Origin of the sequence: Qipengyuania sp. ASV99 (assembly GCF_047872805.1) — a bacterium.
Taxonomy (GTDB): Bacteria; Pseudomonadota; Alphaproteobacteria; order Sphingomonadales; family Sphingomonadaceae; genus Erythrobacter.
In genome coordinates this window covers 1-23294 of the sequence record NZ_JBLQUK010000007.1, presented here as the reverse complement: position 1 = coordinate 23294, position 23294 = coordinate 1, and the positions used below count along the sequence as shown (strand labels likewise).

The following is a 23294-nucleotide window of genomic DNA, read 5'->3' as shown; positions in this document are numbered from 1 at the left end:
CCTACTCCGCTGCGCCCTCAGTCTCCGCCACCGCCGCGCGCCGCAAATCCGCCGATGCCAGATCCAGCTCATCCGCCGGGATCACCTCTATATTGCTGCGCAGCGCAGCAAGGTCATCGAGGAATTGCGAGGCATCGCCAACGATCACCAATGTCGCCTTGGCCGGATCGACATAGTCCTGCGCCGCAGCGCTGGCGGCATCGGGACCGACCGCGGCCAGACGTTCGGCATAGCGCGCGGCCTCTTCTGCGGGCAGACCCTGTTGCAGCAACGTCGCCACGATTGCGTTGAACCCGCCGCTGGTTTCCAGCGCGCGGGCATAACCGCCGTTCATGAACAATCGCCGCCGTTGCAGCAGGTCTTCGCTCAATTCCTCTGAACCCAGCCGCGCGAATTCATCGAGGAAAATCTGCGCGACGTCATCGGCGGAATCGTTCTTTGTCTGCGCGCTCGCGGTCAGGATCGATTCGTCGGCACGGTCGGCAAAGCCCGAATAGGCACCGTAGCTGAGCGAACGCTTGGTGCGCACTTCTTCAAACAAGCGTCCGCTCGACCCGCCGCCCAGCACGCTGTTGGCGAGTTCCAGCGGATAGAAATCGGGGCTGGTGCGCGCCGGCGCTCGCACCGCTGCCACGACCGAGGCCTGACCTGCGTTCGGCATGTCGATCACGATGGTGCGCACCGGCTGCGCCTCGCCAGCGGATTCCACCGGGATCGCGCCAGCCAACAGATCGGTGCGCCAATCGCCGAACATCGCCTCTGCCACGGAAACCGCCTGATCGGGGGCTATGCCGCCGCTGATGACGATCTGCATCCGGTCGGGGTGGAAATAGCGCTGGCGGTGGAGCAGCAAATCGTTGCGATTGATCGCCGCCAAAGTGTCTGCGGTGCCGTCGGGCTGCGTCCCGTAAGGCGCATCGCCGTACATCGCCACGCGCGCAACGTAAGACGAAAGCCCGCCAGGATCCTGCATCCGCACGCGCAATCCATCGACCGCGCGGTTGCGCTCACGCTCAAACTCTTCGTCGGGATAGATCGCGCCCTTGACGATGGCCGCCGCCAACGCGCCCGCTTCGTCGAGATTGGTGACTGGCGCGGTCAGACTGAAACTGGTGCCGTCGCTGCCAGCATTGCCGCCAAAACTTGCGCCCAGACTTTCAAAACGCGCGGCGATTGCGCTGGCATCCATGCCATGAATACCCTTGTCTGCGAGGCTTGCCGCCAATTGCGCAATCCCGGCGCGCTCGCGGGGGTCGGTCTTGCTGCCGCCCGGAACGATCATCGAAATGGTCGCAATCGGCACCTCGCCGGTCTGCACCGCGACCACCTTTATCCCGTTGGTCAGCGATGCTTCGACCACTTCGGGCCGCGCCACTTCGGGGCTCGCGCCCGGTCCGGGAGGGGCCATGCGTTCGCCTTCGGCCCGGACTTGCCGGATCTCGCCAGTGGCCGGGGGCAATGTGCGGAACGTCGGCATCGGCGCGGGGTTGGCATAGCTGGCGGGATCATCCGGTCCCGCTGTATAGGTAATCGTAACGCGGTCTTGCGGATCGAGATATTCGGCCGCGACGCGCAGCACATCGGCGGCGGTCACCGCACCGATTTCGGTCAGGCGGCGGTCGGCAAAATCGGGATCGCCGCTCGAAACCAGCGCCTCGCCCAGTTCAAACGCCCGCCCCCGTGCGGTTTCGCGGCGGCGCAAAGTGCCTGCGATGATCTCATTCTTGGCCTCGGCGAGTTCTTCGGGCGTTACCATTTCGGTGCGCAGCCGCTCCAGCTCCGCATCAAGCGTCGCCCCGGCAACCTCCATCTGCTCGGCCCCGCGCACGATGGCATAAACGCCCAACGAGCCCGCCTCGCGGAACAGCCCAATTTGCGATGAGGCATCGACCGCCTGACCGCTGCGCACCAGCGCATTGTCGAGGCGGCTGTTCTCTCCGCCGTCAAGGATCGTCCCCAGCACTTCGAGCGCAGCAGCATCGCCGTGGGTGGTCGGCGGCCCTTTCCACACCCCGCCGATCACCGGCAGCGGCACATTGGGCGCGGTCGCATTGACAATGCGCGGGCCGCTCGGCTCGCTCTCGCGCGTGTCGATGGCAATATCCACCGGGTTGGCGCGCGGCGGAATATCAGCGAAGTATTGATCGACCAGATTGCGCAGCGTCGCCATTTCAAAATTGCCCGCGATAATCAGCGTCGCCGTATCCGGCCCGTAATAAGCCTCATAAAAGGCCCGCGCATCATCCAGCGTCGCGCTGTCGAGTTCTTCGATCGAACCGATGCCGGGGCGGCGATGCGGCATCACATCATAGGCGTTTTCGGGAAACACAAAGCGTTGCAGCCGGCCATAGGGCGGCGCGAGCACGCGCTGGCGCAATTCTTCCTTCACCACATCGCGTTCGGTTTCGAACACTTCGGCATCGACCACGACCTTCGCCATCCGCTCCCGGTGGGTCCACAGCATCGTTTCGAGATAGGCGGCGGGGACTTGTTCGTAATAATTGGTGCGGTCGATCCAGTTCGATGCGTTGCGCGTGCCGCCAATATCCGCGGTCAACCCATAGATCATGTTGTAAGGCATATTCTCGGTCTTGCGGCTGAGGATATGTTCAAACAGATGCGCGAACCCGCTGCGGCCTTCGGGATCAAGCTTCGATCCGATGTCATACCATAGCGAAGTCGTCACCGTGCTGGTGGCAGGATCAGGGATGGCGATAACGCGCAGGCCATTGTCCAGCGTCCACATCGTGTATTCGATTTGCGGCGCGGAAATTTCGGACGATAGAAATGTCTCTGCCGCGGCGCTTACCTGATGATTGTCGGCAAGCGCAGGCGCGGCGGCGGCCATTGCGGCCCCGGCGGCGCCTGAAAGCAGTATCGTGCGGATCATGAAATTGGCCCCGTTATCTTGAAATTCGACGGAGCCACTAGAGCGCGCCGCGCCGCGCGTTTCAACCGCCAATGCGGCTGTGATACTGTCAACGCACAGGATTTATCGACGCGCGTCGAGGCTTAACCGGTTCAGCAGCGCCAGCGCCTCGTCGCGCTGTGCAAAAGGCACAAACAAGTGATCGTGATGCAGGCCGGCAATCACATTGCAGGCAATACCCGAATTGGCGAGCACACTGGCAACCGCAGCGGTTAACCCCACCGCTTCGAGGTCGGAATGCACCCGAAGGGTAATCTGTGCGAATTGCGGGGCATCTGCGGGGGCGGCCTGCGCGGGAAGGATGCAGCACACACCCTCTTCCTCGCGGATAATTGCAAAGGCGGTGTCGGGGATGAACCGCGCATCGGAGACCTTATGGAAACACCATACGCGGTCCGACAGGCGCGGGCTCATACCCAGCAGCATCGCCTTCAGATCGCGGATCGTGCCGGGCACCATCTTGGGTCAGGTCCCCAACTTAAAGGATATATTTCGACAGATCGGTGTTGCCCGCCAGATCGCTTAGCCGCTCGCGGACATAATCGGCATCGACCACAATCGTCTCTCCCGAATGATCCTCAGCCTCGAAACTGATTTCCTCCAGCAGTTTTTCCATCACCGTCTGCAACCGCCGTGCGCCGATATTCTCGACGCTTTCATTGACCCGCGCAGCGATGCTGGCGATTTCCTCCACCGCATCCTTCGTTATCTGAAGCGTAACATTCTCGGTGGCGATCAACGCGCGATATTGTTCGACGAGGTTGGCGCGAGTCTCCGACAGGATGCGCACGAAATCTTCCTGCGTCAGCGCGCGCAGTTCGACCCGGATCGGCAGACGGCCCTGCAATTCGGGGAGCATGTCGGACGGTTTGGCAACGTGAAACGCGCCGCTGGCGATGAACAGCACATGGTCGGTTTTCATCGGGCCATATTTGGTCGCCACCGTCGTCCCTTCGATCAAGGGAAGCAGGTCGCGCTGCACGCCTTCGCGGCTGACGCTGCCGCCGCGCACATCGCTGACCGCGATCTTGTCGATCTCGTCAAGGAACACGATGCCGTTGGTTTCGGCATTGGTCAGCGCGGTGCGGGCCACATCGTCATCGTCGAGCCGCTTGTCCGCCTCTTCCTCGACCAACCTGTCCCAAGCATCGGGCACGCGCAGTTTCTGTTTCTTGGAATGTTTCTTGCCAAACGCCTTGCCCATCATGTCACTGAGATCGATCATCTGCATGTTGCCGCCCATATTGCCCATGTCGAACGGCATGTTGGGAGCGTCCGAGACGTCGATCTCGACCTCGACATCGTTCATCGCATTCTGGACGATGCGCTGACGAAAGCTTTCGCGGGTCGCTTCGGATGCGCTGTCGCCAACCAGCGCGGTGAGCAGGCGTTCCATCGCCGCCTCGGATGCGGTTTCGCGAACCGCTTCGCGGCGGCGTTCCTTTTCCAGCCGGATCGCCTCTTCGACCAGGTCGCGGGCGATCTGTTCAACGTCGCGCCCGACATAACCGACTTCGGTGAATTTGGTCGCCTCGACCTTGATGAACGGCGCCTCGGCAAGCCTGGCCAGACGGCGGCTGATCTCGGTCTTGCCGCAGCCGGTGGGGCCAATCATCAGGATATTCTTGGGCGTGACCTCATCGCGCAGATCCGCGCCGAGCCGCTGTCGACGCCAGCGATTGCGCAGCGCCACCGCGACCGCGCGCTTGGCGTCCCTTTGGCCGATGATGTGATCGTCAAGCGCGGCGACAATCGCCTTGGGTGTAAGATTATCAGTCATGGTCGCTTTCGAGAATGCTCAAACCGTCTCAACGGTGAGATTGCCATTGGTGAAAACGCAGATGTCGGCAGCGACGGCCATTGCCTTGCGCGCGATTGTTTCTGCATCCGCTTCGTAATCGGACAGCGCGCGCGCAGCGGCGAGCGCATAATTGCCGCCCGAACCGATCGCGGCGATCTGCGAGTTTGGTCCGCCATCGGGTTCCAGCACATCGCCATTGCCGGTCAGCACGAGCAGCACATCGGCATCGGCGACGATCATCAGGGCTTCGAGATTGCGGAGATATTTGTCGGTGCGCCAATCCTTGGCCAATTCCACCGCGGCGCGCATCAATTGGCCCGAATATTGTTCAAGCTTGCGTTCCAGCCGTTCAAACAGGGTAAAGGCATCTGCGGTCGCCCCGGCGAACCCGGCGACGACCCGTTCACCTTCACCGATGCGGCGAACCTTGCGGGCGTTGGGCTTCATCACCGTATTGCCCATGGATACCTGACCATCGCCCGCGATCACGGTCTTGCCGCCGCATTTTACGCCGATGATGGTGGTGCCGTGCCACTGAATCAGGCCGTGGCTGGAAAGATGGCTGGAATGTAAATCTGTCATGGCCAACGATATGGGCGCTGCGCCAGAGGGGTCAAGATTTCGGCGGATCAATCCCCCGGTTCAGGCCGCGCTATGGCCCGCCGGGACCAGCAGCACCCGGACCGCCCGCACCCACCTGACCGATATTGCCGAACAGGTCTTCGAGGAACGAACGTTCCCGCCCCAACGTCGGCGTCATGTCGCTGTCGGGTTGAAGATAAACGACTTCATCGATCCCGCTGCGTTCAACCGACGCGACATTGCCCGCCGCATCAAACCGCACCGCCAACACTGCATGTGAAGTGATACGGGGGCGCACAAACGGACGGCGGCCGGTTTCGCTGGCGATATAATACCACACCGGTTCGCCATATTGGCTGGAGAAAGTCGGACGGCCCAGCGTCCCTTCGACCGATTGGCGATTGTCGATCCCCGGCTGGACCGAACGGGTCAGCAGCGGATCGTTAATGAACCCGCGCGATTCGCGGATCGACGTGCATGCACCCAGCGCGATGACCGTGCATCCAAGCACCGCTGCTTTCGCGTATCTGCCATTAAGGAGGCGGCGATTTGCCGAACCATTCACACCCATTTTGCCGACCAATTCCCGTCTGAACCTGTATTATGCCAAAACCTTGCCGCGCGCAGGCCGCAGCCTATATCGTGCACAGCGCATCAAGGGCCTTACGGCGTGTCGCAGAGCCTTGCAACGTCGCTGCGAATGGAACTGGGGTGTTAGCCGTGAATTGCGGCTGAATGCGCCGGATCTTAAGGGTTGCATCTTGCGGGCCTTAACCAATTGAGAGATTTTCGATGAGCTTCCTGTCCCGCCTGCTTGGCACTGGCCCCGACCCGCGCGAACAGGTGCGCCCCTTGTGGCACCGCGTGATTGAACTGGCGCGCGAGCCTTCGTTCTACAAGGATTGCAAGGTTTCCGACAGCGTGGGCGGACGGTTCGACCTTATCACCGCAGTGCTGTGCACGGTGATGGTGCGGGTCGAGGCCAGCGAGATGCGCGCCGAAAGCGCTTTGCTCGCGGAATTGTTTGTCGAAGATATGGACGGGCAATTGCGCGAATTCGGCGTCAACGATGTGGTCGTGGGCAAGCGCGTCGGCAAACTCATGAGCGTGCTCGGCGGCAGGCTGGGTGCCTATCGCAGCGCGCTGACCACCAGCGACCGCGAAAAACTGATCGGCGCGGTGTCGCGCAACGTCACCTTTTCCGAATCCGCAGACGAAGCGGCGAGCGCGGCATGCGTGGCGGGCAAATTACTGGCGCTGTCAGAGCGGCTGGCGACTTTCGACGATGCGGCGGTGCTGAAAGCGAGCGGCATATGGTGAACCAGCCCGAATTCTCGCGCCGGATCAGGATCAAGGGCCTGCCGGGCGAAATTGTGGTGATCGAGGCCGATGCGGGCGAGCGCGCGGGTCTGGCCGCGCGGTTTGACCTGCCGGGCATCGACCGCCTGCGCGCCGAAGTGACGCTGGAACAGCGCGGCCAAGCGATCCGCGCGGTGGGCACTTTGAAAGCCGAGATCAGGCAATCCTGCGCCATTTCGGGCGAGGATTTTCCCGCCACCATCGAAGAACCGCTCGACCTGCGTTTTGTCGAGCAGGGCGCGCAGCCTGTCGCCCAAGACGAAAGTGCCGAAATCGAGATCGAACTCGACGCAGAGGATTGCGACGAGATCGAATTCAGCGGCGACGCATTTGATCTTGGCGAAGCGGTTGCACAAACGCTCGGCCTCGCCATCGACCCCTATGCCGAAGGACCGCAGGCCGATGAAGCGCGGCGCAAAGCCGGGATCGTGGCCGAAGGCGAACAGGACGGACCACTGGCCGAGATGCTGCGGGGGCTGAAGAAAGATTGAACCGATATCGGGTTTCAGGTTCTTTCCGGTGCAGCGCGTGAGCTGTTATCGGGGTGGGAATCGACATGTCAGCAATTAAGGCTGCAATGGAAATGGCTGTTGCAGGCAAATCACCGCTAAACGCGCAGCCTATTCCGGCAATGCCATCGCAGCGATTGCATCACGAACAATCGCAAAAGAACGGTCGCCCGCCTGCGACTGATTGTAAGCGGCAGACTGCACGACAACGACCGAGTCATAGGCACGAAAAATTGCAACCAGATTTCCACCGTTGCCCGACATAATCCAACTGGGCTGAGGGCCAATCGGCGTCGGAATGTGGTAAAGCCACCATAGATAGCCATAGGCAATACCGGGTGCAGGTTGCGCGCGAGGCGTCAGCATTTCGGCCACCCATGCTTCGGGTACAATTTGTTCGTCACCCCACCGGCCACGATCAAGCACCATACGTCCTATTTTTCCAAGATCGGCTGCGCCAATCCGCAACTGCCCACCGGACTGCACTTGGCCGCTAGGCGACCTACGCCAGACGACATTCGTTATGCCTAGCGGAGCAAATATTCGTCGCTCGACATAGGTGTCGAAACGCTCGCCCGTGACAGCTTCGACAACCTGACCAAGCAGGAAAACACCCGCGGTGCAGTATGAAAAGCGCGCTTGGCCACTGCCATCTCGCCGGTATTCCGGATCTATCGGGATGGACATGGCGAATGCCCGCCAGTCGCGCGTGCGATACATGCGCTCCTCCTGGCCAGGTGAGCGGCGCTCGGAATCGTCGCAGTTCAACGCCGATGACATGGTCAACAGGTCGCTTACAGTGATATCATTGTGCGGATCATTTTCGGGCGCGCCGAGAATTGGCCACACTTTTGCATCAAGCGATTCCAAATGTCCGTCGGCGATTGCCACGCCAACTGCTAGCGCGGTCAGCGACTTTCCCGCAGAGCGAATATCGTGCGGCCATTCCGCGTCAGAACGATTGGTGCGATAGCTCCAGGTTGTTGTCCGATGCTGCTCGGCCTCTATAGCAACAATTGGTCCATAGCGGCCACGGTCGATCGCGTCCTCCAGTTCGCCAAGTGATGCCGCTGGAGGGGGGACGTCTGCCGCCACTGGGGTTGCGAACGTAATGAGGGCTAGCGCGAAATACCCGCCTATGCTCAACCTCACGGCTCGGCTCCTTCACGAATTGATCCAACCTCGCCGATATCGCACGGCCTTTCGCGCTATCGGTAAAGATGCGTTGGTGAACGAATACGGTATGACGCCGCAGCATCGAACACCTTCAATGTGCAAAACTGAGCCGCTGACGGAATGGGCGACCTATCTCAATCTCCGCCAACACTAACGCTGATCGTGCCGTGCGCTTACGCAAATTAAAACGGAATGTCGTCGTCAAGATCGTCATAGCCTCCGCTGGAACCGCCGCCGCTTGCACCGCCCGCGCTGCTGCCTTGATTCCAGCCGCCGCCTTGATCGCCGCCGCCCGCTGCGCCGCCGTAGCCGCCCGAGCGCGCGCCGCCGCCACCGCCGCCTTGCGGGCCGTCGAGCATGGTCAGCGTCCCGCCGAGGCCCTGAATGACGACTTCGGTGCTGTAGCGGTCATTGCCGCTTTGATCCTGCCATTTGCGGGTTTGCAGCTTGCCTTCGACAAACACCTTGCTGCCTTTTTTAAGGTAGCGTTCGACCACCCCGACCAGCCCTTCGGAAAAGATCGCGACGGTGTGCCACTCGGTCTTTTCCTTGCGCTCCCCGGTCTGGCGGTCTTTCCACGTTTCGGACGTGGCGATGCGCAGATTGGCGACTTTGCCGCCGTTCTGAAAGCTGCGGATTTCGGGATCAGCCCCGAGATTGCCGATCAGCATGACCTTGTTGAGCGAACCCGCCATCGAAATATTCCTTCCCGTCAAACACGCGCGCAGCCTGCCCGGCTGCGATTCTCCTGACAGTATTAGGACAGCAAACCGGGTGAGGCGACAAGCCCGCGCGTTTAATCAACCACTTTACCGGCTGGGATAGCGCAGTCGGCCCAGAAACCGCGTCAGGCTGGGCATTTCGACCTCGCGGCTGGTCAGTTTGTGCTTGAATTTCTCGAACCGCATCACCCCGTCGATCCGGCGGCCGAGGAATTCATGCGTCTTCGCCTTGCCCTCGCTGTCGTCATTCACAAAGACCGCCAGCGTGGCCGAGTAAATCCCCGCAAGGATCGCGCGCTTGGAATAATGGTTGTAATCGGTCGCGGTGTCTCCGGCGAGACGCCACATGATGTCCGCCGAACGCCAGCCCAGTTTCAGCGCGCGGGCTGCGTTCTGCGGCATCGCCATGATCGCCATCGCGCGGCGCACAGCCTCATCGATATGTTCGACCGCCTCCAGCCGGAACGCGACCAGCACGCGAATGCGTTCGCGGATTTTCAGCTCAGCAAGGCGTTCCTGCGGCCATTCCGCCGCCATCGCGGCATCGACCGAGGCGACCCATGCATCGATCATGTCCATCGCCTGCCCGGTGCCCGGCTTCTTGGGAAAGGCCAATCGCGCAATGTCCACATCCGCGCCCGCCATTTCGGCAGCGGCCACCAGCGCGGTTTCGTTCCAGCCGTCGAAAATCGCCGAAGCAGCAATGTCTGGGGCCAGCGCAAGCCGCAATTCATCAAGGGTCATGTCAGCGAAATCGGAATTTTGATCGGTCATATCAGAAAGAAGGCCCGTATTGCTGAGTGGTTCCCTGATCTTCGCGTTTGGCATCGGCCAGTTCAAATTCGCGCACCAACAATGTGTTGCCGGTCATCAATCCCAGATAATCGCGCGCAGAACGGCCCGAATTGTCGTTGTGGTCGGGGTCGGCCCCTTCGGCCAGCAGGCGCCGCACCATTTCGACATTGCGTTGATGCACGGCAGCAATCAGCGGGGTTTCACCCTGACTGTCAGCGGCGTTGACCTGCGCGCCTTTCTTGAGCAACTCCTCCGCCCCTTCGACAAAGCCGAGCCGGGTCGCCAGTTGCAGCGGAGTAACTCCGGCATTGTTGCGGATGTTGGGATTGGCCCCGCGTTGCAGCAGGAACCGCACCCAGAGCACATCGCGGCGCTCCGTCACAATATGCAGCCCGCTGTCGCCGCTGGTGATGTCGCGGGTGTTGATGATCGTGGTGCCCGGCTGATTGAGCATTTCGGTCGCAGTGTCGCCGTCGCGATCTTTTACCGCCTTGAGGAATTGATAGCCGTCGGAATAAAGCTGCGCCGCTGCAGGCTGAACCATGCCGATCCCCGCAGCCGTCATCATACCCGCGATCACGCCTATTCCCAACGCACCCGACACCATCGGTGCCAGCGCCGCCTTCAATCCCAATTTGCGCAAAACAGTGGAAGCCACGCTTTGAACCTTTCGCATTTGCTCTAAGACTTTTATCGAGAGGCATACCCGATGCCCCCCTTTGCGAGGACGCAATTAGCAGACCATGAACATTTCCGCCAATCCTTCGCGCCGATTTGCCTCTCTTGCCCGCGCGGGCTTGATTGTCGGCGCGGCTTGCCTTTTGCTGGCTGCGTGTTCTCCCGAACCCTCCGCAGCGATCGACCCGCCGCTTGCCGGGGCGTCTATTGGCGGCGAATTCGATCTGGTGGATAGCGAAGGCAAGGCCGTGCGCTGGGGCGATTTTGCGGGCAAATACCGGATCGTCTATTTCGGTTATGCCTATTGCCCCGATGTCTGCCCCACCGACATGCAGCGCATGGTGCAGGGGCTGAACCAATTTGCCGAGGCGGAGCCGGACCAGGCCGCAAAGATCCAGTCCATCTTCATCACCATCGACCCGGAACGCGATCACGGCGCGGTGTTGAAGGAATTTACCAGCGCGTTTTCCGATGATGTTATCGGGCTGACCGGCACGCCCGAACAGATCGCCGATGCGGCCAGCGCGTTCAAAGTGTTCTACTCTCGCGGAGAAACCGCGCCGGGCGGCGGCTATCTGATGGACCATTCCAACGTCGTCTATCTGTTCGGCCCGGAAGGTGAGCCAATCGCCACCCTGCCCACCGATCAGGGCGCGGACGCCGTGACCGCCGAACTGGCGCTATGGGTGAATTGAGAGACCGGTTCTGGGAGCTGCCGCTGGCGCAGCTCAACCGTGCCGAGTGGGAGGCGCTGTGCGATGGCTGTGGGCGCTGCTGCCTACACAAGATCGAGGATGCCGACACCGGGATCATCGCCGACACCAATGTAGCGTGCAAATTGCTCGATTGCCGCACCGCGAAATGCTCCGACTATCGCAACCGCAAGGCGTTTGTGCCCGATTGCCTGCGGTTGACGCTGGCAATTGTGGAGGAGGTGCCGTGGCTGCCCACCACCTGCGCCTATCGCCTGCGCGCCGACGGGCGCAAACTGCACGATTGGCATTATCTCATCAGCGGCGACCGCGAGACGGTCAAACGCGCCGGTGTCTCGGTCGCGGGCCGCGTGGTGAGCGAGGTCGATGCCGGGCCGCTTGAACATCACATCATCGAATGGACCCCGCCGCGCCGCCCTGCCGGCGGAGTTTGGAACGAAGCAGCAGAGCTGGACGAATGATTGATTGGCTGAAAAGCGCGGCATTCGATCCCGAAATTGAGCTGGGCGGGGTCAAGGTTCCGATTATCCTGCGCCGCCACAAGACCGCCCGGCGATTGACCCTGCGGCTGGCCCCCGATGGCAGCGAAGTGCGCATCACCCTGCCCGGCTGGGCGCGCAGCGATGAAGCCATCGCCTTTGCCCACGCCCGGCGCGACTGGCTGGCGCAGCAACATGCGCGCCTGCCCCGGCGCGCGGCGCCCGGTCCCGGCAGCATAGTCCTGTTTCGCGGCGAGCCGCTGCGGATCGATTGGCAGGAACGCGCCGCGCGGCGTCCGGCGCTGAACGAAGGCACGCTGCGGCTGGGCGGACCGAAAGCCGGGCTGGAGGGCCGGATAAAGCGCTGGCTCGAACGCGAAGCCTTGCGGCTATACGAAACCGATCTGGCCGAATACTCCGCCGCCGCTGCGCTGGCCCCGGTGCCCGTCGCCTTGTCGCGGGCGCAGCGCCGCTGGGGCAGTTGTTCGGATGGTGGACGTTCAGGTCAGGCGCGCATCCGCATCAATTGGCGGCTGATTCAGGCCCCCGATTACGTGCGCCGGTCGGTGGTCGCGCATGAAGTCGCGCATCTGGTCCATTTCGATCACAGCCCCGCATTCCACGCTTTGCTCGGCAGTATTTACGAAGGCGAGATCAGCGCCGCCGACCGCTGGCTAAAGGACCACGGCCGCAGCCTGTATGCCAGCTTTGGCTGAACGCAGAACCACGTAGCCCTTCGTTAACCTTGATCGGTTAACTTGCGGTCATGTTTCGTGTGGTCACCCTTGCGTTGGCAGCCCTCGCGCTCACCTTCCCTGCCCTTACAGGCTTGGGAAGCGACTTGCGCGCGCAGGGCAATTGCCCCGATTGCGACCTGCCGCCGGGGTGCCGCGGCAATGGCAATCAGAACGGCAATGGGAATGGCAACCAGAATCGCAATTGCCAGCGGCTCGAAATCACCATCGAAAGCGATATCGACTTTGGTCGTCTGGTTCTGCTTGGCAAGGGCGAAGGGCGCGTCATGCTCGATCTGGCAAGCGGGCAAAAGACCCTGATCGGCGATGTCGATGATCTGGGCGGGATGCCGATCACCGGCCGCGCCACCATCACCGGAGCGCCATTTGAACAAATCTCCATCGACCTGCCCAATGAAGTCGCCATGCGCGATACGGGCGGCGGGACAAATGGCGGGGACGCGCTGATCCGCGACTTTGTCAGCGATCTGCCGAGCTTCCCGGTGCTTGATGCCAACGGCCAACTCAGCTTCAATTTCTCCGGCACTCTGGTGATCGAGGCCGAAACGGACGCCAGCGGCAATTTGCGCGGACGGGTGCCGATCAGCGTCGAATATCCATGAGTGGTGATCCCCGCGAAGCTCGGCTCTGGTCAGCCCGGCACAATTTGCCTATATTGCCGCCATGCCGAGACTTGCCAATTCGCGTTTCAATCCCGCGCCGGGGGTAAAGGATTTCTGGAGCGAATTCCGGAAGCCCAACCCTTACCGCGTGCCGATCCTGCTGGCTTCGACCGCTCCGTTTGCGTTGATATTCTACTGGCTGGCGGGGGAGACGGTTTACAAGGTGCCTGACCCGCCCACGATCACCTATATCACCACTTTCGACGCGGCTCGCAGCGACGCGGAGATCATCGCCTCTAATGTTGAAAATCAGGAGGTGAAAGATCTGCGCGAGGCCCGCGAGGCTGAAATCGCCGAGCGCAAGCGCGAACTTTACAAGGCGCTGGGCGCAGCAGCGGGGATGGATGTCGAAGAGATCGAACGCCGCGCCGACGCCAGACGCGCGGCAGAGGCTGCTGCCGAACAGGCGCGCCGCGAAGAATTGTTCGGACGCGGCACCAACGAACAAGCGGATGATAGCGAGGCTGAAAGCACCGCCGCTCCCCCACCCGCTGTGCCCGACAGCGAAAGCCCGGCTCCTTAGCCGCGCCGCCCCGCTTGCAATTTCGCACCGCAGACACCGACTGGATGGCCGCAACCGCGCGGCTGGCGGCGCGCGCGCGTCCGCTGTCGCGCCCCAATCCCGGCGTTGCCGCGATGCTGGTAAAAGACGGCCGTGTGATAGCGCGCGGATGGACGCAGGCGGGTGGACGGCCCCATGCCGAGGCACTGGCGCTGGCAGGTGTCGCGCCAGGCGGGGCTGCGGGCGCGGTGCTGTTTGTCACGCTGGAGCCTTGCGCGCATCAATCGCCGCGCGGGGCAGCCTGCACCGATCTGGTGATTGCTGCGCGGCCCGCGCGCGTGGTGATCGGTCAGCTTGACCCCGACCCGCGCACCGCCGGACAGGGCGCGCGGCGGATTGAACGCGCGGGGATTGCGGTCAGCGTGCTGGATGATGACGCTTCGCGCGCCAGTCTGGCGGGGTACCTGACCCGCGCGGCGCTGGGCCGCCCGCGCGTGACCCTCAAACTGGCGCTGAGTTTGGATGGCTGCATCGCCATGGCCGACGGATCGAGCCAGTGGATCACCGGGGCAGAGGCGCGCGCGCAGGTCCACAGCCAGCGCGCGCGGAACGATGCGATCCTGGTCGGCGGTTCGACCTGGCGCGCCGACCGTCCGCGGCTTGATGTGCGCTTGCCGGGGCTGGAGCACCGCAGCCCGCAGCGCGTGCTGCTGACGCGGGGAATTCCGCCTGATGGGGTGCGGGTCATCAACCGCCCCGATCAGATTGCCGCTATCCCGGACGCGCTCCATCTCTATGTCGAAGGCGGCGCAGGCGCAGCGGCGAGTTTCCTGCGGCAGGATCTTGTCGATGAAATCCACCTTTACCGCGCTCCGATCCTGATTGGCGGGGGCCAGCAGGGGCTTGGCGACATCGGACTTGCTGACCTTGCCGCTGCGCATGGCCGCTGGCGATTGGCGGAGCGGCGATTGCTTGGCAGCGACGAATTCTCCGCCTATCTGCGTTGCAGACAATTGCCGGGAAGGTGAAGCGCATATGTTCACAGGAATAATCACCGCCATCGGCACCATCGCCGCGCATGACCAGCGCGGTGATCTGCGGCTCCGCATCAACGCCCCGCTTGATCCCGCGCGGATTGATATTGGCGCGTCAATTGCCTGTTCGGGCGTATGCCTGACGGTGGTCGAGCGCGGCATGCGACCGGCTCACGCGGATGGGGAAGGCGATGCCTGGTTTGACGTCGATGTCTCTGCCGAGACCGTCAGCCGCACTCGCCCCGGCATGTGGGCAGCGGGGCAGCGGATCAATATCGAACCCAGCTTGCGCGTCGGCGATGAACTGGGCGGGCACATCGTCACCGGCCACGTCGATACAATCGGCGAAGTGGTGCTGGCCGAACAGGTCGGCGACAGCTGGCGCGTGGCAATTCGCGCGCGCGCCGAAATCGCAGCCTATATTGCAGAAAAAGGGTCGATCACGGTCGATGGCGTGTCGCTGACCGTCAACGACGTGCGCGACCGGCCTGACAAGACCTGCGATTTTCTGGTCAACATCATTCCGCACACTGGCGCAGTGACCACGCTGGGCGATCTCAAAGTCGGCTCGCGCGTCAATCTGGAGATTGACGTTCTGGCCCGCTATCTCAAACGGATGCAGGGGCTTGGGGTGGTGTAGCCGGGCAGCAGGACAAATCTGCCGCCCCGCCCGTGTTACAACCCGTCGACGCTTTTGCTGACCAGCACATTGACCGCAACGCGGCGGTTTTGCGCCTTGCCATATTCGGTCGCATTGTCCGCCGCCGGGTCTGCCTCTGCCATGCCGGTTGGGGTCAGCATCCGGTAGGGAGCCCAACCGCATTGCTGTTGCAGATAATTCACCACGCTGGCGGCGCGGCTTTCGCTCAATCGCTGGTTCACTTCCTGGCTGCCGGTGGAATCGGTGTAACCCACCACCAGCAGCAGCGCATTGTCCATCCGTTCTGCCTGCGCCGCCGCGCTGCACAATTGATTGCGCGCGCTCGGCGACAGATCGGCGCGGCCAGTGTCGAAATAGACGCTGGTGGTGCTCTTGACGTTGTATTTGTCGATATCGCCGAACCGGCCGCGCAGCGCCTGCGTCGCGGCGGCGTTGTCCTCGATCGCGGTTTCATTCGCGGCAAAGCGCTGCGACGTGCCCGACCGGATCATCTCGGCGGTTTCAAGGTCACGGTCCGAAAACCGCACCCGCGCGGCGACCAGCCCGCCGTCCCATTGGCGGGTATCGACCTCCACCGGCAGGCCATTGAGCAGCGCATTGGCGCCCAAGGTTTCGCGCCCCAGACCCAGAAATCCGCCCTTTGCGCGGATGTTGGTTTCTTCGGTCAGGGTGACGATGGTAGCGGTCCCGTCCGATGCAGTGACCTGCACCCGGTTGCCGTTGCGCGCCGAGATAAAGCCTTCGATCTGCGGCCCTTCCGCCAACCCTTCAATCGCGGGCGGCTGCGGGGCGTAAACGGTGGTGAGAATATTGTCCTCAGTCGGGATTTGTTGCGCCAGCACGGGCACGGCGAAGGGTGCGGCCATCAGACCTGCGGCGATCAGCGCAGCTGTGCGAAAATTCATTGTCATTCTCCTTGCGACCATAACGCCCGCGCTGCCCGAAAATTGCAGCGGGGCCTTAGCAAACCCCCTTTGAAGCCTGGTTAATGCCCGCCCTGCCGGGTGCTCCGCCATGCATGATCGACGCCTGCTTGCAGAAAAGTGAACAGGCAAGAGGCTGAATTGCCGGCCAGGGATGGAGGGTTGCGAAGACGCGGCGAAACGAGTCTGCGCGCTGCATCAGACCAAGCAAAAGGGGCGCGGAGGTTGCCCCCCCGCGCCCCTGTGCCGTGTGGTTTCAGACCGCGTTTACGGCGTGAAGTTCTGGTTGACCGTGGCGGTGATGTTGTCGCCGGTCTGGGACACCGTCGACATATCGCCGTTGCCGCCCTGACCGACCGTTGCCATATTGCTGTTGCCGGTCTGGGTGATGAGCGAAATATTGCCCAATCCGCCCAGCTGTTGATCCAGCGTCGCGGTGTTGTTGTTGCCGGTCTGGGTGATCGTCGATTGGCCCATGTCGCCGCTCTGTGTCACGGTTGCGCTGTTGGTCGTGTTGGCGTCACCCCCAGAGTTATAGGACAGCTGGGTCACCGCCGAGCTGTTGCCGTCGCCGATCTGCTCGACAAAGACCGTGCTATCGATCGAACGCTGGAACACGTTGGAGGTGTTGGTTTCACCGGACTGGATCACGGTCGCGGTGAACGGGCCGAAGCCGCTGCCGACACCCGAGATACCTTGTTCGGTGAAGGCAGTGTTGCCATTGCCGCTCTGGGTGAGCGTGCTCATACCGTCGCGCAACAGTTGGCGCACCGTGCCGGTGTTGCCGTCGCCGCTTTGGGTGATGGTGCTGACATTGTCATCGTCATTTGGGCCGGTGCCATTGATCCCCTGTTGCACGGTGGCAAAATTGTTCGATCCTTCCTGTGTCACATTGCTCGTCTGGCGCCGCGAGAAGGACCCCTGCAGCACGGATACCGTGTTGCCATTCGCACCCAGCGCCTGCGTAACGTTACTGATCGAATCAATGCTGCGCTGATTGACGGTGGCGCTGTTGTTGTCACCGGCCTGCGTAGTGTTGACCGTGCTCAACGTGTTGCCAATGCTCACCGGATCAAGCTGGATCGCAGTCGAAGTGTTGCCGCTGCCCGATTGGATGATGTTGGCTGTATAGTTTTGGGTCGACTGCGTTACCGTGCTGGTGTTGCTCGCCCCGGTCTGATCGACATCGGCAATCTGATTGCTGCCGCTTTGCGTGGCAAACGATTGGTTGCCCGACAGGATCTGGAACACATTGATATCGCCATCACTGCCGGACTGGGTTGCGACCGAGCTGTTGCTGTCGCCGTCCTGTTCAACATCGGTGACGTTGGTCGATCCAGACTGCGTAATGGCCGAAGTGTTGCCCGCGCCCGCGCTCACAAGAAACGCATCGTTCAAAGAGCCAGACTGGACCACGGTCGAACCGTTGTTGTCGCCCACCTGCTGAACATCGGCTTCGTTTTCGGTTCCGGTCTGCGAAACCGTGCTGGTGTTGGTCAGGCCGCTAAGGTCAAGATCAATGCCTTCTTGCAGCACGATGGCGCTGCTATCGATGCCATCCTGGTTAACGGTAGACATGCTGTCCGTGCCGACCTGATCGACATCGGCAAATCCGTCTTGACCGCTCTGTGTCACGAATGAGGTGTTGCCGTCCGCGCTTTGGAGGACAAATGCTTCGTTGCTTTCGCCAGGCTGCGTCACTTCGGATCGGTTGAAGCTGCCCGATTGTTCAACATCGGCAAAATTGTTGTCGTCAAACTGGGCAATGATCGAATTGTTATTGGCACCCGATTGCAGGATATCCGCCTCATTATTTTCCGCGCTCTGGATCACGTTGGAAAAGTTGGTCGCCCCCGTCTGCTCGACATCGGCATCGTTTTCTTCATCGCTCTGCGTCACGAAAGAGATGTTGTCGCTGCCACCCTGCTCGACATCTGCATCGTTATCATCACCGCTCTGGGTGATTTCCGAGCGGTTGTTGGTGCCGGATTGCACCAAGGTCGCGTCTTGGAAATCGCCGGACTGCGCGACAATCGAGGTGCTGTCATCGCTCAACTGATCGACATCAATGTCGCCGTCCTCTCCCGACTGCGTGGTGGTTGATGAATTGCCATCACCATCTTGCAGAACATCGGACACATTGCTTTCGCCCGACTGGGTGATCCCCGAAGAATTGCCTTCGCCGCCGGATACAAGGAATGCCTGATCCTCTGTTCCGCTTTGTCCGACAAAGGAGGAATTGGTGTCGCCAACTTGCGAAACAGTCGCGTCATTATCAGTGCCAGACTGGATAACGGTGCTGCTGTTAGCAAGCAGGCTGCCGTCGAGGTCGAACCCTTCCTGCGTCACAATCGCCGAATTGCTCAGGTCGGATTGCTCAACGGAGGACGAATCGAAATCGCCGTTCTGATTGATGTCTGCGGTGTTCAGCGATCCGCCCGCATTCTGGGTCACGGTTGAAATGTTGCCCTGTGCGACCTGATCGACGGTCACGCCGCCATCATCTCCGTTCTGGGTAACGGTTGATTCGTTTCCGGTGCCCGGCTGCGTCACCGCAGCGCTGTTGCCGGTGCCGTTCTGATTTACCGTGCTCTGGTTCTGCGCCATCGCTGGCGCTGCAATCGAGAGCGCCAGAATCGACGCGCCTGCAAGAATCGTATTTCTCAAGATATTTCCCCCGGGCCCCTCGTAAGAGGCATTTGAATTAATCGCGGGCGACCACGGGCGCGGATTCGTTCGCCGCGCCTTCTGACCGAAGGGGTAGCAGTTAGGGAAAGTTAAGGGAATATACTTATTTAACCTAACGCGCCGCGCGCCCTGCTGACATTCGCGCTTTCCTACACACCCGCATTTGTGCCTTACTGCGCGCCATGCCTCGCTCCATCGTTTCTGCCCGCACCCGCCGCTCGCGCCCGCCGTTCTTTACCCCGGTAAAGCGGCGCAGGCGCAAGGATGGCTGGTCACCCCAGTTGCAATGCGCCTTTCTGGCAGAGCTGTATGTGCACGGTTCGGTGGCCGGTGCGGCGAAGGCGGTGGGCAAGAGCCGGGAAAGTGCCTATCGGCTCCGCGCGAGGCCCGACGCGCAAAGTTTCGCCGCAGCGTGGGACCATGTGCTGGCCGCGCCGGGATCGCCTCCCGCGCGCCGCACAGGAATTGCCGATTGGCGAAAGGTCACACTCCGCGACCTGTTTTACCGGGTCGAAATCGGCCTGTGGCAGCCGGTGATCTATCGCGGAACCATGCGGTCTATCGCGCAAAAACCCGACAATTCCGCGCTTTTGCGGCTGCTTAGGCGGCTCGACGCGCAGCGGGGAAAGCGGCGTATTGGACTGGCAAAAGCACCGCGGATGAAATGGCCTCAACCCCCGGGTTCGGTGTCAGGCTGTTTCCCCAGAGGCCCGCTGTTAAATTCGGCGCGGGTGATGACATAGATGACGTGACGCACCTGTTTGCCCGCCATGCCGCGCATGTCCTCTCGCGCGGTTAGCCGTCCGCCGATCTTGACCATCGCGGCGCGCGAACGCCAATTGCTCTCACCCACGGCAAAGCGGCATTCGGCGATGCTGGCAAGCGCGTGGGCCACCATCAGCCGTTTCAGCTCACGATTGGCGGCCCCGCCCCAATGCGAGCGCGCAAGGAAAGTCCAGCCGATCTCGACCGAACCGCCGCCTGCCTCCTCCAAACCCTGGTACCGCGAGGAGCCAATGATCGCACCGCTCGCCTTGTCGATCACCGCCAGCGCGCCGCCATGGGCCAGCGCATCATCAAAGAAAACGCGAAACACGCTCTCCTGCCAGCGATCATGCGCGGGGTGTTGCTCCCAGATCAGCGAGTCTGAGGCGACCGCAAACAGCGCATCCCAATCGTCTGTGCGCAGCGGTCGCAGCAGCAGGCGTGGCCCTTCGAGCGTGGGTTGCCGATTGAGCATCGCCAGCGGCTATCCGGTGACGTCGGCAATCGCGGTGATGAATTTTTCCATATTGTCAAACGTCAAGCCGGCGACGTTGATCCGGCCCGAACCGGCCATGTAGATGGCGTGTTCCTCGCGCAATTGGCGGACCTGATCGGCGGTCACCGGCAGCATGGAAAACAGCCCGTTCTGGGTGCCGAGCGGGGTCAGATCGACGCTGCCCGCAGTGCCAGCCTCGGCCAGCCGGGCACGGACCTGGTTCATCCGGGCGCGCATCTGGTCCAGTTCGTAAAGCCACTGCGCAGTCAGATCGGCGTCGCGCAGGATCAGGCGGACCGCCGCCGCGCCGTGATCGGGCGGCATCGACCAACTGGCGCGGGCCAGCGCATTGGCGTTGGAAAACGCCTTTTCCAGCGTGGCAGCGCCATCGGCTTCGGACCCGGCGAGGATATAGAATGCGCCGACCCGGTCGCGGTACATGCCAAAGTTCTTGTCGCAGCTATAGGCGATAAAAGCCTCGGGCACCTTGGCCAGGACGCTGCGGAAACCGGAGGCGTCCTCCTCCATGCCCTTGCCCAGCCCCTGATAGGCGACGTCAATGATCGGAAAGACGCCGGTTTCGGCAATCGCATCGCCAATCGCGTCCCATTGGTCAGGGGTGTAATCAATCCCCGTGGGATTGTGACAACAGCCATGCAGCAACACGCCTTCGCCCGGCCCCGCACCCCGGATCGCGGCGAGCACCGCGTCGACATTGGCGCTGCCATCGGGATTGGCGTGGTCGAACGCGGTCCAGTCGAGCCCGATGTCCTTGATAATCTGCGCGTGGTTGGGCCAGCTTGGCGTGCCCATGTGCAGCCGCATCATCCCCGCTTTCTGCGCCAGCGCCAGCGCCAGTCGCACCGCGCCAGTGCCGCCGGGGGTCTGCATCCCGGCAATGCGTCCGCCCATCGCCGGATCATCGGTGCCAAAGATATAGGGCATGAGCGCGTTGACAAAACCCATGTCGCCTTCGGGACCAAGATAGCTCTTGCTGTCCTGCGTATCGACCAGCCGCTGCTCCGCCGCCTTGATCGCCGCAAAAACGGGGGTGTCGCCCTGTCCGGTGCGATAGACGCCAACGCCCAGATCGACCTTGTCTGGCCGGGCATCGGCAGCGTGAAGCTTGATCAGCGCCAGCAGCGCATCGGGCGATTGGGGTTCGAGTCGGTGGAGCATGGCGGACGCTCTGCCGCGCGGCGGCGCGCTGCGCAACCGCCAATCGGCGTGCCGGTCAGCCGGCCTCGATTTTGCTGTTGCCTTGGCCCGCTCTGCTGGCAGGTCAACCGGCAATCATGTGCGACCTCAGAAGGGCAACCAGCGCTGCTTCTTCGAGAATCTCATATAGCCTGCATTGACGCCAAGCCGCAGGCCAGCGCCGACCCGGATCGGGATCAGCACGACATCGCCGCGGCGCATATAGCTGGCATGCAGGCCGCCGACGAAATAGGCCTGACCCTCGCCCGAAGGATAGCGGCGAAATATCTCTTCGCTGTCATACAGATTGTAGACCAGCACAAAGGTGTTGCCCGCATTGGCACCGGCATCAATGCCGAGCGAGGGGCCGGTCCAATACACCTTGCGCTCCCCTTCGACCTTGTGATGCAGCGTGCCCGACCCATAGCGCGCGCCAAAGATGAATGCGCCGCCCGCCTCGCGCCCGACGATATAGCCATTGGGCTCACCCTGTTCGCGCAGCAGATCCTCGATCAGTCCGGCAAGGCCTTCTGCGCCCTTGCCGAAGACGCCTTCGGCTGCGCCAATCAGGTCATCCTCGCCATAGGTTTCCGGGTTTGCGGCAGCCGTTTGTTCGGCCGGAGCGGGGTCGGTCCATGCGGGGACCGGATCACCCGGCTGAGTGCCCGCATATTGCGAAAACTCATTGTCAAACCCGGCCGCATCGGGATTGGCCGTGGCGGGATATGCGGGTGTCGGATCGGCGGGTGCGGGGTCACTGCGCAGCGTCGGATCGACGAGGTCAGCGTCGATCGCTCCGCTTGCACTACCCTGTGCTGTGTCCTGCGCCGCGCTCGCCGAGGCGTTAAACGCTTCGTCCGGGTCGAACCGCTCAACGTCCTGCGCGCCAGCTGGCGCAAAGGCGAGCATCGCAGCAGCAACAATCGCCGCGCCATTGCGCGACCATGCAGTCAAGTGCCGGAATACTCTGCCAGTTGCGGAGCGTGGGTCGGTTTGAGGTCTGGTTCTGCGCATTTCACACACCTTCTTTTGCAAAGCCTTGAATCTGCTATGGACGCAACCCTGCACGTCGAAGCAAAGTCCTTATCCCACGCTGCGACAATCGTTCGTCGGCGAACCGAATCGAAAACGCGGTGAGACGAGTCGATAGGAAGCCGAAGCTTAAGCTGGGCTGGCCGAGGCAAAGCACAGGCTTGTGGATGGGGCGGCGGACGAGTGGGCGCTCAATTCGCCCCTTGCCGGGCTTGGCAAGCCCGACTATAGCGCGCGCCTCGCAGCCAAAAAGCGCAGCGCACGCGGAGACGTGGGTGAGTGGCTGAAACCAGTTCCCTGCTAAGGAACCATACTCTTTAACGGGTATCGAGGGTTCGAATCCCTCCGTCTCCGCCACCTATACCATCCCAAGAGTTCCCAGAAAGTCCCTGAAAACCGCAGAATTCTGCGGTTCTTCGGACTTGCAATGGAATCTTTTGTTCTTATTTTGTTCTAACCTTTCCCACACTTTCTACCCACTATTGTGGGAGCAGATGTGGGAAGAGAACCAGGATGGATGGCTATGGGAAAACTTTCCGCTGCTCAGATTCGAGCTCTCACTAAACCGGGCCGCTATATGGATGGCGATGGCCTATCGCTGCTGCTCACCGCCCCAAAAAAGGGGTATTGGGTGCTGCGCGCGACCATAAACGGGCGCCGAAGGGACATCGGCCTAGTGCCACTAGACTTAGTTAGATTGGCTGAAGCCCGCGAACTCGCGATCGACATGCGCCGCGATATGAACCGCCCCGGGATTGCCGGAGGCTCCAACTCTTGAGTAGATGGAGTCCTTATGAGCAAGACAACGAACAAGTTTTCGCCGGAGGTTCGCGCCC

General features: G+C 61.8%; 25 protein-coding genes and 1 tRNA gene. 12 read left to right on the top strand and 14 right to left on the bottom strand.

Translation table 11 applies throughout. From position 1 onward, the window contains the following. Position 1 precedes the first annotated feature (1 nt). The 5 genes from ACM64M_RS09390 to ACM64M_RS09370 all read right to left on the bottom strand — a co-directional run bounded on the left by ACM64M_RS09390 (position 2) and on the right by ACM64M_RS09370 (position 5883). A complete protein-coding gene (locus tag ACM64M_RS09390) occupies positions 2-2890 on the bottom strand; it encodes a M16 family metallopeptidase (RefSeq protein WP_416228430.1) in 2889 nt (962 codons plus the stop codon). A gap of 102 nt (positions 2891-2992) precedes the next feature. Further along, positions 2993-3388 carry an ACT domain-containing protein gene (locus tag ACM64M_RS09385; protein WP_416228429.1) on the bottom strand — a complete coding sequence of 132 codons (396 nt, stop codon included), beginning with the start codon at positions 3386-3388 and terminating at the stop codon, positions 2993-2995. A 19-nt stretch (positions 3389-3407) separates the two neighbouring features. Continuing rightward, complete coding sequence (gene hslU, locus ACM64M_RS09380) at positions 3408-4709, bottom strand: ATP-dependent protease ATPase subunit HslU (protein ID WP_416228428.1); 1302 nt, start codon at positions 4707-4709, stop codon at positions 3408-3410. Between the two features lie 18 nt (positions 4710-4727). Next, positions 4728-5312 (bottom strand): ATP-dependent protease subunit HslV, encoded by a 585-nt coding sequence (hslV, locus tag ACM64M_RS09375; RefSeq protein WP_416228427.1) that lies wholly within the window; start codon positions 5310-5312, stop codon positions 4728-4730. Positions 5313-5382: 70 nt separating this feature from the next. After that, entirely contained in the window at positions 5383-5883 is a 501-nt protein-coding gene (locus ACM64M_RS09370) for an outer membrane protein assembly factor BamE (RefSeq protein WP_416228426.1), read from the bottom strand. A gap of 221 nt (positions 5884-6104) precedes the next feature. On the opposite strand from ACM64M_RS09370, the gene ACM64M_RS09365 reads away from it, so the two are divergent. Then, complete coding sequence (locus ACM64M_RS09365; RefSeq protein ID WP_416228425.1) at positions 6105-6632, top strand: ubiquinol-cytochrome C chaperone family protein; 528 nt, start codon at positions 6105-6107, stop codon at positions 6630-6632. Continuing rightward, on the top strand, positions 6626-7162 hold the full coding sequence (locus ACM64M_RS09360) for a YceD family protein (protein ID WP_416228424.1): 537 nt from the start codon (positions 6626-6628) through the stop codon (positions 7160-7162). Before ACM64M_RS09365 ends, ACM64M_RS09360 begins: the two co-directional genes overlap by 7 nt. A 129-nt stretch (positions 7163-7291) precedes the next feature. Here ACM64M_RS09360 and ACM64M_RS09355 read toward each other — a convergent pair whose 3' ends face one another. The 4 genes from ACM64M_RS09355 to ACM64M_RS09340 all read right to left on the bottom strand — a co-directional run bounded on the left by ACM64M_RS09355 (position 7292) and on the right by ACM64M_RS09340 (position 10531). Continuing rightward, entirely contained in the window at positions 7292-8275 is a 984-nt protein-coding gene (locus ACM64M_RS09355; protein ID WP_416228423.1) for a serine hydrolase domain-containing protein, read from the bottom strand. Positions 8276-8538: 263 nt separating this feature from the next. After that, positions 8539-9051 carry a single-stranded DNA-binding protein gene (ssb, locus tag ACM64M_RS09350; protein ID WP_416228422.1) on the bottom strand — a complete coding sequence of 171 codons (513 nt, stop codon included), beginning with the start codon at positions 9049-9051 and terminating at the stop codon, positions 8539-8541. 114 nt (positions 9052-9165) lie between these two features. Beyond that, a complete protein-coding gene (locus tag ACM64M_RS09345) occupies positions 9166-9852 on the bottom strand; it encodes a COQ9 family protein (RefSeq protein ID WP_416228421.1) in 687 nt (228 codons plus the stop codon). 1 nt (position 9853) lies between these two features. Then, complete coding sequence (locus ACM64M_RS09340; protein ID WP_416228420.1) at positions 9854-10531, bottom strand: ankyrin repeat domain-containing protein; 678 nt, start codon at positions 10529-10531, stop codon at positions 9854-9856. Between the two features lie 85 nt (positions 10532-10616). Between ACM64M_RS09340 and ACM64M_RS09335 the strand changes: the two genes are divergently transcribed. From ACM64M_RS09335 to ACM64M_RS09305, 7 genes are all read left to right on the top strand, one after another. Further along, a complete protein-coding gene (locus tag ACM64M_RS09335) occupies positions 10617-11246 on the top strand; it encodes an SCO family protein (RefSeq protein ID WP_416228419.1) in 630 nt (209 codons plus the stop codon). After that, positions 11234-11725, top strand: coding sequence for a YcgN family cysteine cluster protein (locus ACM64M_RS09330; protein WP_416228418.1), 492 nt, complete (start codon positions 11234-11236; stop codon positions 11723-11725). The genes ACM64M_RS09335 and ACM64M_RS09330 overlap by 13 nt, the downstream gene beginning before the upstream one ends. Then, positions 11722-12459: a M48 family metallopeptidase gene (locus tag ACM64M_RS09325; RefSeq protein ID WP_416228417.1), complete on the top strand. Its 738-nt coding sequence runs from the start codon at positions 11722-11724 to the stop codon at positions 12457-12459. The genes ACM64M_RS09330 and ACM64M_RS09325 overlap by 4 nt, the downstream gene beginning before the upstream one ends. 113 nt (positions 12460-12572) lie before the next feature. Next, entirely contained in the window at positions 12573-13100 is a 528-nt protein-coding gene (locus tag ACM64M_RS09320) for a DUF4402 domain-containing protein (protein ID WP_416228416.1), read from the top strand. A gap of 61 nt (positions 13101-13161) precedes the next feature. Beyond that, the gene (locus ACM64M_RS09315) at positions 13162-13683 is read left to right on the top strand and encodes a hypothetical protein (RefSeq protein ID WP_416228415.1); all 522 of its coding nucleotides are present in this window, start codon (positions 13162-13164) and stop codon (positions 13681-13683) included. 44 nt (positions 13684-13727) lie between these two features. Then, on the top strand, positions 13728-14690 hold the full coding sequence (ribD, locus tag ACM64M_RS09310) for a bifunctional diaminohydroxyphosphoribosylaminopyrimidine deaminase/5-amino-6-(5-phosphoribosylamino)uracil reductase RibD (protein WP_416228414.1): 963 nt from the start codon (positions 13728-13730) through the stop codon (positions 14688-14690). A 7-nt stretch (positions 14691-14697) separates the two neighbouring features. Then, entirely contained in the window at positions 14698-15336 is a 639-nt protein-coding gene (locus ACM64M_RS09305; protein WP_416228413.1) for a riboflavin synthase, read from the top strand. A 35-nt stretch (positions 15337-15371) separates the two neighbouring features. Here ACM64M_RS09305 and ACM64M_RS09300 read toward each other — a convergent pair whose 3' ends face one another. Continuing rightward, positions 15372-16268, bottom strand: a complete 897-nt coding sequence (locus ACM64M_RS09300) for an OmpA family protein (RefSeq protein WP_416228412.1) — start codon at positions 16266-16268, stop codon at positions 15372-15374. Positions 16269-16547: 279 nt separating this feature from the next. Continuing rightward, positions 16548-18947: a beta strand repeat-containing protein gene (locus ACM64M_RS09295; protein ID WP_416228411.1), complete on the bottom strand. Its 2400-nt coding sequence runs from the start codon at positions 18945-18947 to the stop codon at positions 16548-16550. Between the two features lie 203 nt (positions 18948-19150). On the opposite strand from ACM64M_RS09295, the gene ACM64M_RS09290 reads away from it, so the two are divergent. Further along, positions 19151-19711 (top strand): hypothetical protein, encoded by a 561-nt coding sequence (locus tag ACM64M_RS09290; RefSeq protein WP_416228410.1) that lies wholly within the window; start codon positions 19151-19153, stop codon positions 19709-19711. Here the strand turns inward: ACM64M_RS09290 and ACM64M_RS09285 are convergent. From ACM64M_RS09285 to ACM64M_RS09275, 3 genes are all read right to left on the bottom strand, one after another. After that, positions 19639-20208 (bottom strand): GNAT family N-acetyltransferase, encoded by a 570-nt coding sequence (locus ACM64M_RS09285; RefSeq protein WP_416228409.1) that lies wholly within the window; start codon positions 20206-20208, stop codon positions 19639-19641. The two genes, ACM64M_RS09290 and ACM64M_RS09285, sit on opposite strands and share 73 nt — an antisense overlap. Positions 20209-20217: 9 nt before the next feature. Further along, positions 20218-21408, bottom strand: coding sequence for an aromatic amino acid transaminase (locus ACM64M_RS09280; protein ID WP_416228408.1), 1191 nt, complete (start codon positions 21406-21408; stop codon positions 20218-20220). Between the two features lie 126 nt (positions 21409-21534). Beyond that, positions 21535-22440, bottom strand: a complete 906-nt coding sequence (locus ACM64M_RS09275; protein ID WP_416228407.1) for a DUF1134 domain-containing protein — start codon at positions 22438-22440, stop codon at positions 21535-21537. Positions 22441-22723: 283 nt separating this feature from the next. Here ACM64M_RS09275 and ACM64M_RS09270 point away from each other — a divergent pair. Both ACM64M_RS09270 and ACM64M_RS09265 read left to right on the top strand, forming a co-directional pair. Further along, positions 22724-22815 (top strand) — tRNA-Ser (locus ACM64M_RS09270). A 166-nt stretch (positions 22816-22981) separates the two neighbouring features. Continuing rightward, on the top strand, positions 22982-23236 hold the full coding sequence (locus tag ACM64M_RS09265) for an Arm DNA-binding domain-containing protein (RefSeq protein WP_416228406.1): 255 nt from the start codon (positions 22982-22984) through the stop codon (positions 23234-23236). Positions 23237-23294: the final 58 nt, after the last annotated feature.

Bases quoted from the DNA above. Each gene is read 5' to 3' on its own strand.
- ACM64M_RS09390 (WP_416228430.1), bottom strand. From the start codon at position 2,890: ATGATCCGCACGATACTGCTTTCAGGCGCCGCCGGGGCCGCAATGGCC.
- ACM64M_RS09385 (WP_416228429.1), bottom strand. From the start codon at position 3,388: ATGGTGCCCGGCACGATCCGCGATCTGAAGGCGATGCTGCTGGGTATG.
- hslU (WP_416228428.1), bottom strand. From the start codon at position 4,709: ATGACTGATAATCTTACACCCAAGGCGATTGTCGCCGCGCTTGACGAT.
- hslV (WP_416228427.1), bottom strand. From the start codon at position 5,312: ATGACAGATTTACATTCCAGCCATCTTTCCAGCCACGGCCTGATTCAG.
- ACM64M_RS09370 (WP_416228426.1), bottom strand. From the start codon at position 5,883: ATGGGTGTGAATGGTTCGGCAAATCGCCGCCTCCTTAATGGCAGATAC.
- ACM64M_RS09365 (WP_416228425.1), top strand. From the start codon at position 6,105: ATGAGCTTCCTGTCCCGCCTGCTTGGCACTGGCCCCGACCCGCGCGAA.
- ACM64M_RS09360 (WP_416228424.1), top strand. From the start codon at position 6,626: ATGGTGAACCAGCCCGAATTCTCGCGCCGGATCAGGATCAAGGGCCTG.
- ssb (WP_416228422.1), bottom strand. From the start codon at position 9,051: ATGGCGGGTTCGCTCAACAAGGTCATGCTGATCGGCAATCTCGGGGCT.
- ACM64M_RS09345 (WP_416228421.1), bottom strand. From the start codon at position 9,852: ATGACCGATCAAAATTCCGATTTCGCTGACATGACCCTTGATGAATTG.
- ACM64M_RS09335 (WP_416228419.1), top strand. From the start codon at position 10,617: ATGAACATTTCCGCCAATCCTTCGCGCCGATTTGCCTCTCTTGCCCGC.
- ACM64M_RS09330 (WP_416228418.1), top strand. From the start codon at position 11,234: ATGGGTGAATTGAGAGACCGGTTCTGGGAGCTGCCGCTGGCGCAGCTC.
- ACM64M_RS09325 (WP_416228417.1), top strand. From the start codon at position 11,722: ATGATTGATTGGCTGAAAAGCGCGGCATTCGATCCCGAAATTGAGCTG.
- ACM64M_RS09315 (WP_416228415.1), top strand. From the start codon at position 13,162: ATGCCGAGACTTGCCAATTCGCGTTTCAATCCCGCGCCGGGGGTAAAG.
- ribD (WP_416228414.1), top strand. From the start codon at position 13,728: ATGGCCGCAACCGCGCGGCTGGCGGCGCGCGCGCGTCCGCTGTCGCGC.
- ACM64M_RS09305 (WP_416228413.1), top strand. From the start codon at position 14,698: ATGTTCACAGGAATAATCACCGCCATCGGCACCATCGCCGCGCATGAC.
- ACM64M_RS09300 (WP_416228412.1), bottom strand. From the start codon at position 16,268: ATGACAATGAATTTTCGCACAGCTGCGCTGATCGCCGCAGGTCTGATG.
- ACM64M_RS09290 (WP_416228410.1), top strand. From the start codon at position 19,151: ATGCCTCGCTCCATCGTTTCTGCCCGCACCCGCCGCTCGCGCCCGCCG.
- ACM64M_RS09285 (WP_416228409.1), bottom strand. From the start codon at position 20,208: ATGCTCAATCGGCAACCCACGCTCGAAGGGCCACGCCTGCTGCTGCGA.
- ACM64M_RS09280 (WP_416228408.1), bottom strand. From the start codon at position 21,408: ATGCTCCACCGACTCGAACCCCAATCGCCCGATGCGCTGCTGGCGCTG.
- ACM64M_RS09275 (WP_416228407.1), bottom strand. From the start codon at position 22,440: ATGCGCAGAACCAGACCTCAAACCGACCCACGCTCCGCAACTGGCAGA.
- ACM64M_RS09265 (WP_416228406.1), top strand. From the start codon at position 22,982: ATGGGAAAACTTTCCGCTGCTCAGATTCGAGCTCTCACTAAACCGGGC.